We start from the raw sequence: 14,863 nt of genomic DNA, 5'->3' as shown, positions 1-14,863 counted from the left end.
CAATTGTAGCAATTATAAAAATATAAATTTAAAAGAATGTTGTATGAGCAAAATGATGCAGTTGATTGTTGTTATTACTTTGTGTGTTGTCAGCTTCATGAGTGATGCAAATCAATCAGCTCCAGCAGTCGATGACTTCAGCCGCAGCAGTGAATATAGCCAAGTTAAAATCTCTCCTAAGGGAAGCTACCTTGCAGTAATTATGCAACCTGAAGGTAAAAAAGTGCTGGTTATTTTAGATGCTAAAAAATTTACAATTCACCACGCTATTAATTTTGAGAGCAATGCCCAAGTTGGTGCTTATCATTGGGTAAGTGATGATCGGGTTGTAGTTGCAAAAGAATACTTACACGGCTGGCAAGATCACCCTGAATATTATGGTGAATTATATGGCGTGAATGCTGATGGCTCAAAAGCTAAGTACTTAGTTGGCTATCTTGGCGAAATGCAAACTGGCTCTCATATCAAAAAAGCCACACCACTTTATGGCACCTCTTATTTGCTGGATCCTTTAATCCACGATGAAGATAAAATGCTTATAGTGACTTACCCGTGGACATCAAGTAGTGAACCGCACACGGTTGTTTATGAGGTTGATATTTTTTCAGGGAAGCGTCGTAAAGTTACGCGCTCCCCGTCACGTATGGCCAACTTTTTGACCGACCATGAAGGAAATGTCAGAGTGGCTGTTTCCAGTGATGATTATATTAAGTCTACAATACATACCCGTGAAAAGTCAGGTGGAGATTGGCAAGCACTTGATTTAGGTGATTTGACTTACAGTGATGTGGAGTTGCACGCTTTTGATAGTAGTGGTGATGCTGTCTATATCACAGCATCAATAAGTGGTGAAGCTCAAGGCTTATATAAATTGAATCTAAAAACCAGAGCAGTTGATTTAATTCATAAAGAAGAGAAAGTCTCACCAAAGCAAATATGGGTCGATGAAGCATCAAAAGAGCTATTTGCGATTGAAACCGAACTAGGTTATCCAACTTATGCTTTTGTCGATGGGCAATCAGATAAAAGCATGCGTTTAAAATCATTAATCTCCGCTTTACCTGGTGAACAAGTGCAACTCGTTAGCAGTACTGAAGATGGCGACACTAATATTATTTATGCCTCTAATGATCGTAACCCTGGACAATATTATTTATTCGATGCCAAAAGTAATAACTTACGATTTTTGTTTGCATCCCGTCGTTGGATTGATGCAGAACAAATGGCGCAGACCAAGCCTGTAAGTTATACCAGTCGAGATGGTTTAACTATTTATGGCTACTTAACAGTACCGAATAATACCATAGAAAAAAACTTACCTTTAGTGGTTATGCCACATGGTGGTCCACATGGCCCGCGCGATTGGTGGGGATTCGACCTTGATGCACAGTTGCTTGCAAGCCGTGGTATGGCCGTACTAAAAGTTAATTTTAGAGGTTCAGGTGGTTTTGGCCGTAACTTTGAGCATGCTGGGCATCGAAAATGGGGAGCTGAAATTCAATTTGATATTATAGATGGTGTGAAGTATTTAGTTGAGCAGGGTACAGTTAATAAAAACAATATCTGCATTATGGGCGCGAGCTTTGGTGGATACTCAGCGTTACAAAGTGCGATTTTAGAACCTGATATGTTTAAGTGTGCGATTGGCGTTGTTGGCGTTTATGATTTGCCCTTAATGTTTAAAGAAGGGGATGTTGCGGAGCGCGATAGTGGCCAACGTTATTTACAGAATGTATTGGGTACAGATGAAGCGCAACTAAAGGCTTTTTCACCTAGCTATAATATTGATAAGTTAAAGGCTCCAGTGCTGATAGTGCATGGTGGTGAAGATCAGCGTGCACCGATTGAGCAAGCCGAATCACTGATTGCGGCTCTTAAAAAAGCTAAACATCCTTATATATATGAACTGCTTAAAGATGAAGGGCATGGTTTTTATAAGCAAGAACATCGCACTCGTTATTATCAACAAGTGCTGACCTTTTTAGACTAACACTTAACAATGTAACAGTCGTATTTACGTGTTAAATGGCAAGCTAAAAGCTTGCCATATTTATATCCACTTGTTGTAGGTAGTTTGGCTATATTAACAGGAATACTCAAGGCACAGCTCTTTGAGTTGTAATTTGGCTTTGTGGTTATTTTGCCCTGCAGCTTGTTGATACCAATAAATAGCTTGGCTGATATCTTTTTCTACCCCTTCACCATCACGATACATTTGCGCAGTATTAAGCTGACCCCATTGTGAGCCTTCTTTGCTGGCGAGTAAAAAGCTTTCGAACGCTTCAGGAAATAACCCATCTTTGTAATAGATGATGCCTTGCTGATTATTTTTATTAAGCTTCACCCCTTCATATAGCGGTTTAGGGCGTGGTGGGAACATCACAAAACCACCATATAAGCTATATGCGTAAGGGCGCAGTACATCATAAATAGCACCTTCATCATATAAACGCTGTACTTCGCTGCGCGGTAAAGTAATTGTTTTTGATGAAAAATAATCTTTTTGTACCAATAAGCTGGTACGCATAGCCATAGTAATGCCGCTGTCGCGTTTATAGCGATAATTGCTGATTTGAAAGGTGATATTTTGGTCATCAAACTCGAGTACTTGGGCTACTTTTAGGTTTTCAGGGCGCAATGGTTCGTTAGAAAACTTATCAGCATGTACCAAGTAAGTATCGAATGCTTGTGGCTGGCTGAGTATTGCTTGTTTGGCTTTTAGCTCATCAAGATGTTGTGTATAAAAGTAAATAGATAACCAGATAAGTAATATCGAGCCTATAAAATATTTGATCAAAGAAAGCTTTTCTAACCATGGCAGTTGCATAATTGAAAGCTGTACATTGTGCTGGCAATGGCTACACTGGTATTGATAATGCCATGCTAATGGCAGCATAGGGACAATTGAAAAACGCAAAAAGCGGCTGTGGTTTTGTAGTCGATAGTCATCATGATGACAGTGTGGGCAGGTTTTTATTTGGCTGAAAAACGACAATGAATCGCTGGTATTGAATAGTAGCATATGACCTTTTTTCCCTTCCTTGTTTTACGTTAAATTAAAACAAGGAAGGTTAGATGCAAAGCAGAAAACTGTAAGAAAGTATGTTTGGTTAGCTTATTTGCTTGCTACAGGCTTTGCTTTAATTGTAGTTTTAGCATCAGCTGCCATTAACGCAAATACAGCATATGCTGCGGTATTTTGCTTAAGTTTAGCCGGATCGATCTTATCAAGCGTATCATCAGCAGTGTGATGGTAGTCAAAGTAATCAGTACCGTCTTGGTGCAGCTCAAAAATTGGCGCGCTGGTGGCATTTTTAAATGGAATTAAATCAGGCCCACCATTAGCGCTATTTTTACCTATGTATTCAACATTTAACGGCGCAAGTTGCTTGGCTATTGCACGCACTACTGGCAACGAGGCTGCAGATACATTCGATTCAAAGCCATACACTACATCAGCACCAAAGTCAGATTCAGCGGCGGCAACAATTTTATCAAGTTCATTTGCATGCTTTTTAAAATAAGCTTTAGCGCCCCATAATCCTAGCTCTTCGGCGGCAAATAACACTACACGAATGCTGCGTTTAGGGCGTTTTATTTCACTAATATGTTTGGCAGCAGCCATGGTTAACGCAACGCCTGCACCATCATCAAGTGCGCCAGTGCCTAAATCCCAAGAATCTAAATGACCGCCAATCAGTACGTATTGTTCAGGGTTTTGTGTGCCATTGAACTGACCAATCACGTTATAGCCAGTACCTTGGCCGCGATCTTCAGTTTGCACATTGATATTTACGGTAACATTTTTACCTAGTGCAACTAAGCGAGCTAGCTGATCTGCATCAGGATTAGCAATGGTCACATTAGGGATTTTCGTAACACCTTCTTGATAGTGACTGCCACCGGTATGAGCAAAGCGGTGATGTGCGGTGCTAACAGAACGCATCATATAACCAATCGCGCCTTTTTTTGCAGCCTCAACTGAACCTGTTGAGCGAGCACGAACAGCAGGACCATAACCATTGCCATCAATATGGCGGTTCATATGGTAATTTATATAAGCTATTTTACCTTTTAAGCTGTTTGCTGGTGCTGCGATAAGTTCATCAAGCGTTTCAAATAATACAACTTCAGCGGTAATGCCATCTTTTGGTGTGCTAACGCTGTGGCCTAATGCTGTTAGGTGCAAAGGTTGCTCGCTTGGCGTTAAAATTTTGCCACTTTCACTAAAACGACGCCACTCAGGGAAGGTTGCCTCTTCTAGCCATACTTTATCAAAACCAAGCTCTTTAAATTTAGCTTGGGCCCACGCAACGGCTTTTTTATCATTTTCTGTACCAGGTAAGCGAGGTCCTATTTCAGTAGTAAGCGATTCAAGCAATTGATAGCTTAACTCGCTGTTACTGGCATTAGTTCTTAGTTCGGTGACTTGCTGAAGTTGCTTTGCGGTAAATTCAGGCTCGGCGGCATTGGCTAAAAAGCTGCCGGCTAGCAGTAATCCGGTGATGATTTTTTTCATTATTGACCTGGTTATATTTTCAAGTGAGGGTTATTAAAGCATTTAATACTGAGCAACAAAAGTAGATGAGATAAATGCCTATCGGTGGTGATGTTATGGTGAATGTTTATTGAGAATATGGTCAGCTTAATGGTAGCAATTTGTATATTCTGCTATTATGCAGCATAACTAAGTCGGGCATCTGCAGCGGCTTTTCATGTTTACTTATTGCACTGGAAATTACTTTGACCGCTACAGCTTTTTCATCACTCGCTTTACCATCAGGTTTGGTCGATAACTTATCGACTTTAGGTTACACCCAAATGACCGCTGTACAGGCGCAAAGCCTGCCGCCAGTGCTTGAAGGTAAAGACATCATTGCACAAGCTAAAACTGGCTCAGGTAAAACTGCCGCATTTAGTTTAGGTGTGTTGGCCAAGCTTAATGTTAAGCGTTTTCGTATACAGTCTTTAGTGCTTTGTCCAACCCGTGAGTTGGCTGAGCAAGTAGCTGTGGAAATGCGTAAATTAGCGCGTGGTATTCACAATATAAAAATATTAACTCTATGTGGTGGCGTGTCGATTGGTCCACAAATTGGTTCACTAGAGCATGGTGCACATATTATTGTTGGCACACCTGGGCGTGTAGATGATCATATTCGCAAAGGTACGCTACGTTTAGATGATGTAGACACGCTAGTACTTGATGAAGCCGATCAAATGCTTGATATGGGCTTTCAAGACACTTTGGATGCAATTATTGAGCGTATTCCAAAACAGCGTCAAACTTTATTATTTAGCGCCACTTTTCCGCGCGCAATAGAAGCGATTGCCAAGCGTGTATTAAGCAATCCTGTTATGGTGAAGGTTGAAGAAGAGCAAGAAAAAAGTACTATTAAACAGTACTTTTATAAAATGGATAATAACAAACAACGTTTTAATACATTAAAATTGTTGCTGCTGAAGTTTCAACCAGAAAGTTGTGTGGTGTTTTGTAATACCAAGGTCGAAACTCAACAGGTGTGTGATGATTTAGCTGATGAAGGCTTCAGTGCCGTGTCATTGCATGGTGATTTAGAGCAGCGAGATCGTGAGCGCACCTTGATCCACTTTGCTAATAAAAGCGCCTCGATTTTAGTGGCCACTGATGTAGCCGCTCGTGGTTTAGACATCGATGATATGGATATGGTGATTAACTACCACCTTGCCCATGACCCACAAACCCACGTACACCGTATTGGTCGAACTGGTCGTGCTGGTAAAAAAGGCATTGCATGCTCTATTTATGGCGATGCAGAACAATTCAAAGTGGCACAAATTGGTGACCATTATGAATGTGATTTTTTACCAGAACAATTACCGCCGTTTAGCCTACTTGAAAAGCCACCATACAAACCACAAATGGTGACACTAATGATCGATTCAGGTAAAAAGCAAAAGGTACGCGCAGGTGATATTTTAGGTGCATTAACCGGTAAAGATGGTGTTGCCGGACGTCAAGTCGGTAAAATTAATGTGCTTGATAATGTGGCTTTTGTGGCTGTCGAACGTAATAGCTCAAAGCCCGCGCTACGAAAATTAACGGAAGGTAATATTAAAGGCCGTAAAATTCGTGCCCGTCGTTTAACTCGTTAATTATTGCTTATGATGCTTTTGAGCAGCTTGCCCTAAGCTGCTCATATTCATTTTTTAACTGTTTAAACTGCTCTGCATTACCATGTTGTTTATCTGGATGATATTGTGTTGCCAACTGCCGCCAGCGCTTTTGCAATGCCTGCATAGAAAAATCGTCAGGTAATTCCCAGTGCTTTAATAATGTCTGGCGTTGTTGTTGATCAAGCGTATTTATTGTTGGTGATGCACGAAAAGTACGCCAAAATTTATCTAACAGTGATTTAACTTCTGTTATCGAGGCATCGTAATTTTGCCAATCTAGATAGTACGCTTGTAATGAGTCATGCGCTGCAATGGTTATCTTATCTGGATTATCGGTGAGCTCTATATGTAAACTGGCTACCAATAAATATTGATTTGGCAACAGTTGTTGCTGCAGTTGATAAAGTGCATTCATAATTAAAAAGTTACGCTTAAACAGATCACGGTATGGATCTGTATCTAAGTCATTAATTACACCACGCTCAGATAATTCCAATGCTAAAGTGTGAACCTTCCAAATGTGCTTCGTTAAAATTAACTCGAAAATCTCATCAATCAGTGGGTTAAGCATTGTTTACAGTCTAGTTATTGGTGTATCTTGACTAAACTATCATAGCTTCTACTGCTAACAAAATTCCAAGGAAAAAATTATGCTGGGTCAGTTTAAGCGCCTATTATTTATTTGCTCGATTAGTGTGCTTGGCGTTTTTTCTCAATCAGGTAATGCTCAACAACCAATCGCACTTTTTGAACAATTTAAAGTTACGGATGAATGGTCTGAAAAGCAGCTGTTAGCTACCCAATTATTGTCTACGCAATTATCAAATCAACAACAAGTTGCTATTTATTCTAGTCTAGCAGAGCATGCGTTTGAGTTGAGTAATTATCCCCAAGCATTGCATTATTATCAGTTGCTTGAGCAGCATAGTACATTTGAAAATCTGCCTGAGTTACATTTTCGAGCAATAAAAATGCAGGGCGTGGTGCAATATTTTCAAGGTTTATTACAACAAGCCATTATTGATTACAGCCGTGCGTTAAACTTAGCGGTACGTTTAAAGAGTCCATTAAAACAAGCCAATTTGCTAAGTAATATTGGCCTTGCATATTTTAATATGCACAACATGGAGCTTGCTTTAGATCATTACCAGCAGGCAAAAGCACTTTATGAAATAGATGGTAGCGCGCAAGACAAAGCTGATATTCTTCATAACATTGCGGGCATCTATATTCGTTTATCTAGCTATGATTCGGCACTCGAAATTTATCGCGAAGTGCTCGATGTATTTCAGCAATTGGGTGATGAAGAGGGGATTGCTCGTGCCTATGGCAATATGGGTGTTGCTTATACTGAGTCGGGTCAAAATCAATTAGCGTTGCACTATTACCAGCTCGCTTTACGCTATTATCAAAGTGTAAATGATGCCTATCAGTTATCTGTACAGCATACCAACTTAGCTAACATAAATTTAAAAATAGATGAGTTGGATGCAGCTTTGTATCACGCACAAGCAGCTCAAAAGTACGCCCAGCAAATATATAATCAATCCTTACGATTAGCCTCCTTACATGTTTTAGCTAAAGTGCAATTAGTGATGGGGGATATTGATATTGCGGAGCAAAATTTACAACAATCAATATCACTAGCCAAAGAATATAAAGATGAATTGCGCATTAAAGACGGCTTAGGTATCGAGGCGTTGTTAAGTGCTGGTGCCGGTGACTATAAGCGGGCTATTCATCTGCACCAACAGTTTGTCGATTATCAACGTAGCATAACCAGTGAAGAGGTTATGAAAGCGTTAAATGTATTTCAGTCTCAGTTTCAGTCGAACCAGTTAAACCAAGAAATTAAACAGCTTAAACAAGAGCGTAGCCTACAAGAATTAAAGATTGAAAAACGCTCACAGTTAACTATTTTACTGTCTATTGTGCTGATGTTGGTATTGATCTGTGCAGTTGTATTATATCGCCGTGCAATCGAAAAAAAGGCCAAAACCCAATTAGAGCAAAAAGTTGAGCAACGTACTCAAGAATTACAATATGTGGCACAAGAGCTACGTGCCGCGAATCAAGTTAAGAGCCAGTTTTTGGCTAATATCAGCCATGAAATACGCACACCACTTACCGCTATTTTAGGGCAAACAGACGACTTATTGCATGGTTTATATCAGCCCCAGCAATTACAAACAGAATTGTTAGTTATTAAAAAACATAGCGATCATTTAAAAGATTTGATTAATGATGTGCTCGATATTAGTAAGATAGAAGCAAACCGTTTAGATTTACATGTTAGCGAGTTTGACCTCGTGGAGCTTGTAAATGATGTTTATGCTATGTCAAGTATGCAGGCTAAAAGCAAAGGCTTAACGCTGCTATTAGAAAATCACTTAGGCTCGAGTTATTGGACTAAGTTAGATATGATCCGCGTCAAGCAAATACTAATAAACCTACTGACTAATGCGATCAAATTTACCGAGCACGGCAGTGTTACTCTGGATATTAATCACACCGAACAAGGCGTATGCTTTAAAGTGATTGATACGGGGATTGGTATGAATACAGAGCAAATAAAAAACATTTTTGAATGTTTTCAACAAGGCGATAATACCATCACTCGCAGGTTCGGTGGTTCAGGACTTGGTTTGAGTCTTTCCCAGCAATTAGCAATTATGATGGGGGGTTATATTAGTGTTGAAAGTGAGCATGGTAATGGCAGTGAGTTTATTTTTAATGTGCCATGTAAAGAGTATGCGCCAACCCTTCTTGCTACCGACAACTCAAAACCAGCTGCAACTAAAGGTCTAGTTGGGCGAGTATTATTAGCAGAAGATCATCCCGACAATCGTAGACTAATAACGCGCTTTTTAAAGTCGATTGGCCTTGAAGTGATCTCAGTAAGTAATGGTGAGCAAGCAGTTGAACAGTGCCTCAGTGAATTTCCAGATGTTGTTTTATTAGATATACAGATGCCAGTAATGGATGGCCTTAGTGCATTTGAACTGTTAAATAAGTGTGGTTTTAATAAACCTATTTTTGCTTTAACAGCTAATGCAATGAGTCATGAAATAGATAATTACTTAGCGATGGGATTTACTGGCTATTTAAGTAAGCCAATAGAAAAAGAAGCGTTTTATCAGGCACTCGCAGCGCATTTAAATAGCACCAGCACGCTACCTTTAGCTAATCCTGATATTAGCGATTTAGTGACGAGTTTTATTGCCAGCTTTGATGATGAAATAGCGTCACTTACACAGCACCTTGCAGCAAAGGACTATATTGCATTACAGCAAGATAGCCATCGTATCCTTGGTGCCGCACAGATATTTTCATTAACTGATGTAGCTAATGCAGCGATGTGCTTAGATAAATCACTCTTATCACAAAAACATAACCCCAGCAGTGATGCCGACATAAAAGAATTAGTAGATGATTTGATTAAGCAGCTATCACAACAGCTGACTTAAAAGAGCGATATATAAGCTTAATGGGTCGTTACATTAAGGCTATAAGTTACTACTAACCAATAAAGCGAGTTGAGCGTTTTATTGAGTGGCATTACTGTGTGCTAGATTTAAATAATCGCAGTTTTAATATTTACTCAATACTGCGCAGTCTGATTTTCGTCTATAGGAAACAGAGCAAAGAGATTAATAAAACAAATTTATAATAGGAGTGAGATTTAGGGATAGGCAAAAAAAATGCCTGTATTAACAGGCATTTTAGAATCTAGTAAAGAGAATTATTGACGCTTCATCGAATCAAAAAATTCATCATTCGTTTTGCTCATAGAGAGTTTATCAATTAAAAACTCCATGGCATCAATTTCAGACATTTCATGAACTATTTTGCGTAAAATCCACATTTTTTGTAGTTCATCAGGTTTAGTCAGTAGCTCTTCGCGACGGGTACCTGAGCGGTTAAAGTCGATTGCAGGGAATACACGTTTTTCAGCAATCTTACGATTTAAGTGTAATTCCATATTACCAGTACCTTTAAACTCTTCGTAGATAACTTCATCCATCTTAGAGCCGGTATCGATAAGCGCAGTTGCGATAATAGTTAAACTACCGCCTTCTTCAACGTTACGCGCAGCACCAAAGAAACGCTTTGGTTTATGCAGGGCGTTAGCATCAACACCACCAGTAAGTACTTTACCTGATGAAGGAATTACCGTGTTATAAGCACGTGCTAAACGTGTGATTGAATCCAGTAAGATGATTACATCTTTTTTGTGCTCAACTAAACGTTTTGCTTTTTCAATTACCATTTCAGCAACTTGTACGTGACGGCTTGCTGGTTCATCAAACGTTGATGCAATAACTTCACCTTTTACTAGGCGTTGCATCTCAGTAACTTCTTCTGGACGCTCATCGATAAGTAGTACCATCAATGTCGCATCTGGGTGGTTATGGGTAATCGATTGCGCAATATTTTGTAGTAGCATTGTTTTACCCGCTTTAGGCGGTGCTACTAATAAACCACGTTGACCACGGCCAATTGGTGAGGCTAAATCAAGTACTCGAGCAGTGATATCTTCGGTGCTACCATTACCGCGTTCCATACGTAAACGTTCGTTTGCATGTAGCGGGGTAAGGTTTTCAAAAAGAATTTTCGTGCGAGAGTTTTCAGGTTTATCAAAATTTACTTCGTTTACTTTTAGTAATGCAAAGTAACGTTCACCGTCTTTAGGTGGACGTATGAGACCCATTATAGAATCACCAGTACGCATACTAAAACGACGAATTTGGCTAGGTGATATATAAATGTCATCAGGACCAGCAAGGTAAGAGGCTTCTGATGATCTTAAGAAACCAAAACCATCCTGTAAGATTTCTAATACACCACCGCCAAAAATGTTCTCTCCACTTTTGGCGTGGGCTTTAAGGATAGCAAAGATAATATCTTGCTTTCTTAAGCGGGCTACGTTTTCGAGCCCCATGGACTCAGCTAAGTCTACAAGTTCTTTGATCGACTTGTCTTTTAATTCGCGTAAATGCATATTGGTGGGTTCTTTATTACAGTTATCATGCTCATATAATCGATATTGATTAGTGAGAGAGGTTTGTTGGTAAACTAAGGATTAGTTGGCTTTATAAACTAGCAGGTCATTCGCTAGGCGTCCAGTCTTTATACAAAAAAAATTAAAAAAAAGGGCAGTTGCCCTTTTTTTAGGCATATTTTTAGATGTTGTTTTCTAAAAACTCAACAAGTTGAGTTTTAGAAAGTGCACCAACTTTAGTTGCCGCAACTTGGCCTTCTTTGAAAAGAAGTAACGTAGGGATACCACGAATACCAAATTTAGGTGGTGTGCCAGCATTTTGGTCGATGTTTAATTTACCGATTACAACACGGCCATCAAACTCTTCTGCCACTTCATTAAGAATTGGCGCGATCATTTTACACGGTCCACACCATTCTGCCCAAAAATCAACTAATACAGGCTTGTCTGATTGTAAAACGTCAGCTTCAAAGCCATCGTCAGTTAATTGAATAATTTTCTCGCTCATTGCGCTCTCCGATAAGTTAGGCGAATTATTTAATGCGTATTTAAACACTCTTGTTTCTTATTGCAAGTTTAAACGTTATGCTTAAACGCTATGACTAAGACACATTTGACCGATAAAAAGTTTTCAGACTTTGCTATTGCACCGGAAGTGGTTGCCGGGTTAACCGAAAGTGGGTTTGAATATTGCACACCCATACAAGCTAAATGCCTACCTTTTATTTGTGATGGCCGCGACATTGCGGGTCAAGCACAAACAGGTACAGGCAAAACGTTGGCGTTTTTAACTGCCACGTGCCATCGGTTATTACAATCTAGCAAAGCACCTAGTAAACATCCAAGAGCCCTGATCATGGCCCCTACTCGGGAGCTTGCGATTCAGATCCACAAAGATGCAAAAATTTTAGCGCCACACTGTAATCTTAACTTAGGTTTAGTATATGGTGGCGAAGATTACGAAAAACAACGTGCACAATTAGAAAAAGGCGTTGATATTTTAATTGGCACCACAGGGCGCTTAATCGATTTATATAAACAAGGGTGTTACACCCTCAATGAAATCGAAGTAGTGGTACTTGATGAAGCCGATCGTATGTTTGATTTGGGTTTCATAAAAGACATTCGCTATATGTTCCGCCGTATGCCGGATACATCACAACGCCTTAATTTATTATTTTCAGCAACGTTATCGTATCGCGTTCAAGAACTGGCGTTTGAGCACATGACAAACCCAGAGCATGTACAAATTGAACCCGATGTGAAAACTGGCAAGCGCATTGTTGAAGAGTTATTTCATCCTTCTCAAGAAGATAAAGTTAAGCTGTTATTAACTTTGATTGAAGAAGAATGGCCTGAGAAAGCCATTGTGTTTGCAAATACTAAACATAGCTGTGAAACGGTTTATGCATGGTTAAAGTCTGATGGACACCGGGTGGGAATGCTCACTGGTGACGTAAATCAGAAAAAACGCCAATCAATTTTAGCGCAATTCTCTAAAGGTGATTTAGACTTCCTTGTGGCAACAGATGTTGCTGCTCGTGGCTTACATATCCCTGAAGTGAGTCATGTATTTAACTTCGACTTACCAGATGATTGTGAAGATTATGTTCATCGTATTGGCCGTACAGCACGCGCTGGGGCATCAGGTAAGGCAATTAGTTTTGCATGTGAGCAGTACGCATATAATCTTCATGAAATTGAAGAATACATAGAGCACAGCATTCCTTTATCACATTATGATAAAAGTGCATTGCTTGATGATTTAACTAAGCCTACTATTCAAAGAAAGCGTAATTATTCAACAGGCCCACGTAGTCGTAGTAACAACAGCGGACGTAGACCAAACAATAGTTACCAAAAAGCACGGTCGTAATTGCGACCGTCGTTATAGTCGTAGTAGTAACTAGAGGTTTTTGAACGGTGGGGCAACTTAAACCGCAAAAAAATGTTTATGCAGTAATTGATTTAGGATCTAACAGTTTTCACATGTTGATCGCTAAGTCAATTGCTGGCGGCTTACAAACAATAGGCCGAGTTAAACGCAAAGTCAGATTAGCCGCTGGGCTAAATGATGATAATTTACTGAGCACAGAAGCAATGCAACGAGGCTGGGAATGTCTCGCACTATTTGCAGAGCGTCTTCAAGATATCCCTAAAAACAACATTACTATTGTTGCCACCGCTACTTTGCGCTTAGCAACGAATGCTGATGAATTTAAAATCAAAGCCGAGCAAATCCTTGCGCATAAAATTAATGTCATTAGTGGTGAGCTAGAAGCGCGCACTATTTATAAAGGCGTTGCGCATACATCTTCATGTAGTGGTCGCCAACTAGTAATAGATATTGGCGGTGCCAGTACTGAGGTAGTTATAGGTAAGGGATTCGACGCACTACATTATAAAAGCCTAAACATGGGCTGTGTTACCTACCTAGAACGTTACTTTAAAGACTGTAAACTCAATGACGCTAATTTCAATGCTGCTATTAAAGCCGCACGAGTAGTTATTGATGATATAGCGCCAAGTTATAAAGTGGCGGGTTGGGAGATTGCATCAGGTGCATCGGGTACTGTACAAGCTATCCAAGAAATTATGGTGGCACAATCACTCGATGAAACACTGAGTTTAGATAAACTCAATAAAATTAAAAAGCAATCGATCGCCTATGAGACCATCGCTGAGCTCGATTTACCTGGGCTTAGTGAAGAAAGACGTTTAGTTTTTGTGTCAGGGCTCGCTATTTTAATTGCTTTATTCGAAGCGCTTGAAATTGATAAAATGGGATTAGCAGGAGGCGCACTTCGTGAAGGTGTGCTTTATAGCATGGTCCCTGAGTTTCATAATCATGATATTCGAAAGCGCACTGTTGATGGCCTGATGAGCCGTTATCATGTCGATCAAAAACAAGCGAACCGAGTTGCAGAACTCGCCAGTCACCTCGCAGCTCAAGTCAGCGAGCAGTGGCCACTATTCAACAATAGTGGCCTGCCTTTACTAAAAGCGATTGCGCAATTGCATGAGATTGGTTTGTTAATTGAGTATAAGCAATATCAAAAGCACACCGCTTATATTTTAGAAAACACCGATATGCCAGGCTTTTCACAATCGGAGCATAAAATTATTGCGGCTGTAGCGAATGCACATCGTTCAGATCTGCAAAAGAATGTTTTTGAGTATTTAGGCTGCCATGCTCAGCTTACTCAGTATGTAACACGGTTGCTTAGGATCGCAGTGATCTTATCAATGCGTCGCCAAGATGATGTATTACCAAAATTAGTATTAACTGTTAATAATGACGCTCTAACACTAATATTTGAAAATGATTGGCTAAAAGCGCACCCGCTAATGGCAAGTGAGCTCCAACAAGAGTCTAAACAGCAAGCAAAAGCTGGTTGGAAGTTTATTGTTAAGTAACAAAAGGGCTGTAAAAGCCCTTTTATTGTATTAAAAACCACCTTTATGCACTAAATTTGTTCGAACAGTCAATTAAATCAAAAAAGATCAAAAAAAGTGTTGATCTGTTTTTGGATCTCCCTATAATGCGACCCCACTGAGACGGGAAACGCCAACGCATAGCGAGGCACGAACAACTCAGAGAGTTAAATAAAACTTCGGTTTTAAATGTTCGCAAGAAAGTTTAAAACTAAGTGTTGACTCGAAAAATAAAGGATGTATTATACGCATCCCTAGCGACAATGTCGCAAC

Annotated in this window: 10 protein-coding genes; 5 read left to right on the top strand and 5 right to left on the bottom strand. The window is 39.8% G+C overall.

Annotated features, from left to right (window positions below):
- The first annotated feature begins 43 nt into the window (after window positions 1-43).
- Complete coding sequence (locus H5201_RS00050; RefSeq protein WP_259399642.1) at window positions 44-1,990, top strand: S9 family peptidase; 1,947 nt, start codon at window positions 44-46, stop codon at window positions 1,988-1,990.
- 93 nt (window positions 1,991-2,083) lie between these two features.
- On the opposite strand, the gene H5201_RS00045 is transcribed toward H5201_RS00050, so the two are convergent.
- Together H5201_RS00045 and H5201_RS00040 are read right to left on the bottom strand one after the other, a co-directional pair.
- Entirely contained in the window at window positions 2,084-3,022 is a 939-nt protein-coding gene (locus H5201_RS00045; RefSeq protein WP_182717464.1) for a tetratricopeptide repeat protein, read from the bottom strand.
- Between the two features lie 93 nt (window positions 3,023-3,115).
- On the bottom strand, window positions 3,116-4,519 hold the full coding sequence (locus H5201_RS00040) for a M20/M25/M40 family metallo-hydrolase (protein WP_182717463.1): 1,404 nt from the start codon (window positions 4,517-4,519) through the stop codon (window positions 3,116-3,118).
- A 224-nt stretch (window positions 4,520-4,743) separates the two neighbouring features.
- Between H5201_RS00040 and dbpA the strand changes: the two genes are divergently transcribed.
- A complete protein-coding gene (dbpA, locus tag H5201_RS00035) occupies window positions 4,744-6,132 on the top strand; it encodes an ATP-dependent RNA helicase DbpA (RefSeq protein WP_145239907.1) in 1,389 nt (462 codons plus the stop codon).
- A gap of 7 nt (window positions 6,133-6,139) precedes the next feature.
- On the opposite strand, the gene H5201_RS00030 is transcribed toward dbpA, so the two are convergent.
- Window positions 6,140-6,724, bottom strand: a complete 585-nt coding sequence (locus H5201_RS00030; protein ID WP_182739428.1) for a DNA-J related domain-containing protein — start codon at window positions 6,722-6,724, stop codon at window positions 6,140-6,142.
- Window positions 6,725-6,803: 79 nt separating this feature from the next.
- Between H5201_RS00030 and H5201_RS00025 the strand changes: the two genes are divergently transcribed.
- Window positions 6,804-9,620, top strand: coding sequence for a tetratricopeptide repeat protein (locus tag H5201_RS00025; protein WP_182767390.1), 2,817 nt, complete (start codon window positions 6,804-6,806; stop codon window positions 9,618-9,620).
- 275 nt (window positions 9,621-9,895) lie between these two features.
- Here the strand turns inward: H5201_RS00025 and rho are convergent, their stop codons facing one another.
- Together rho and trxA are read right to left on the bottom strand one after the other, a co-directional pair.
- On the bottom strand, window positions 9,896-11,155 hold the full coding sequence (rho, locus tag H5201_RS00020) for a transcription termination factor Rho (protein ID WP_064666866.1): 1,260 nt from the start codon (window positions 11,153-11,155) through the stop codon (window positions 9,896-9,898).
- Between the two features lie 181 nt (window positions 11,156-11,336).
- Window positions 11,337-11,663 (bottom strand): thioredoxin TrxA, encoded by a 327-nt coding sequence (trxA, locus tag H5201_RS00015; protein ID WP_145239901.1) that lies wholly within the window; start codon window positions 11,661-11,663, stop codon window positions 11,337-11,339.
- A 90-nt stretch (window positions 11,664-11,753) separates the two neighbouring features.
- Between trxA and rhlB the strand changes: the two genes are divergently transcribed.
- Window positions 11,754-13,031 (top strand): ATP-dependent RNA helicase RhlB, encoded by a 1,278-nt coding sequence (gene rhlB, locus H5201_RS00010; protein WP_145239899.1) that lies wholly within the window; start codon window positions 11,754-11,756, stop codon window positions 13,029-13,031.
- A gap of 47 nt (window positions 13,032-13,078) precedes the next feature.
- A complete protein-coding gene (gene gppA, locus H5201_RS00005) occupies window positions 13,079-14,572 on the top strand; it encodes a guanosine-5'-triphosphate,3'-diphosphate diphosphatase (protein ID WP_182739426.1) in 1,494 nt (497 codons plus the stop codon).
- The last annotated feature ends 291 nt before the right edge of the window (window positions 14,573-14,863 follow it).

The sequence above is a fragment of the Pseudoalteromonas sp. SG43-6 genome, from assembly GCF_014164365.1.
GTDB classification, from domain to species: Bacteria; Pseudomonadota; Gammaproteobacteria; order Enterobacterales; family Alteromonadaceae; genus Pseudoalteromonas; species Pseudoalteromonas rhizosphaerae.
This window is presented reverse-complemented; position numbering and strand designations above follow the sequence as displayed.

Excerpts from the sequence above, each read along its gene's own strand:
- H5201_RS00025 (WP_182767390.1), top strand. The coding sequence starts at position 6,804 with ATGCTGGGTCAGTTTAAGCGCCTATTATTTATTTGCTCGATTAGTGTG.
- rho (WP_064666866.1), bottom strand. The coding sequence starts at position 11,155 with ATGCATTTACGCGAATTAAAAGACAAGTCGATCAAAGAACTTGTAGAC.
- H5201_RS00050 (WP_259399642.1), top strand. The coding sequence starts at position 44 with ATGAGCAAAATGATGCAGTTGATTGTTGTTATTACTTTGTGTGTTGTC.
- H5201_RS00045 (WP_182717464.1), bottom strand. The coding sequence starts at position 3,022 with ATGCTACTATTCAATACCAGCGATTCATTGTCGTTTTTCAGCCAAATA.
- rhlB (WP_145239899.1), top strand. The coding sequence starts at position 11,754 with ATGACTAAGACACATTTGACCGATAAAAAGTTTTCAGACTTTGCTATT.
- H5201_RS00030 (WP_182739428.1), bottom strand. The coding sequence starts at position 6,724 with ATGCTTAACCCACTGATTGATGAGATTTTCGAGTTAATTTTAACGAAG.
- H5201_RS00040 (WP_182717463.1), bottom strand. The coding sequence starts at position 4,519 with ATGAAAAAAATCATCACCGGATTACTGCTAGCCGGCAGCTTTTTAGCC.
- trxA (WP_145239901.1), bottom strand. The coding sequence starts at position 11,663 with ATGAGCGAGAAAATTATTCAATTAACTGACGATGGCTTTGAAGCTGAC.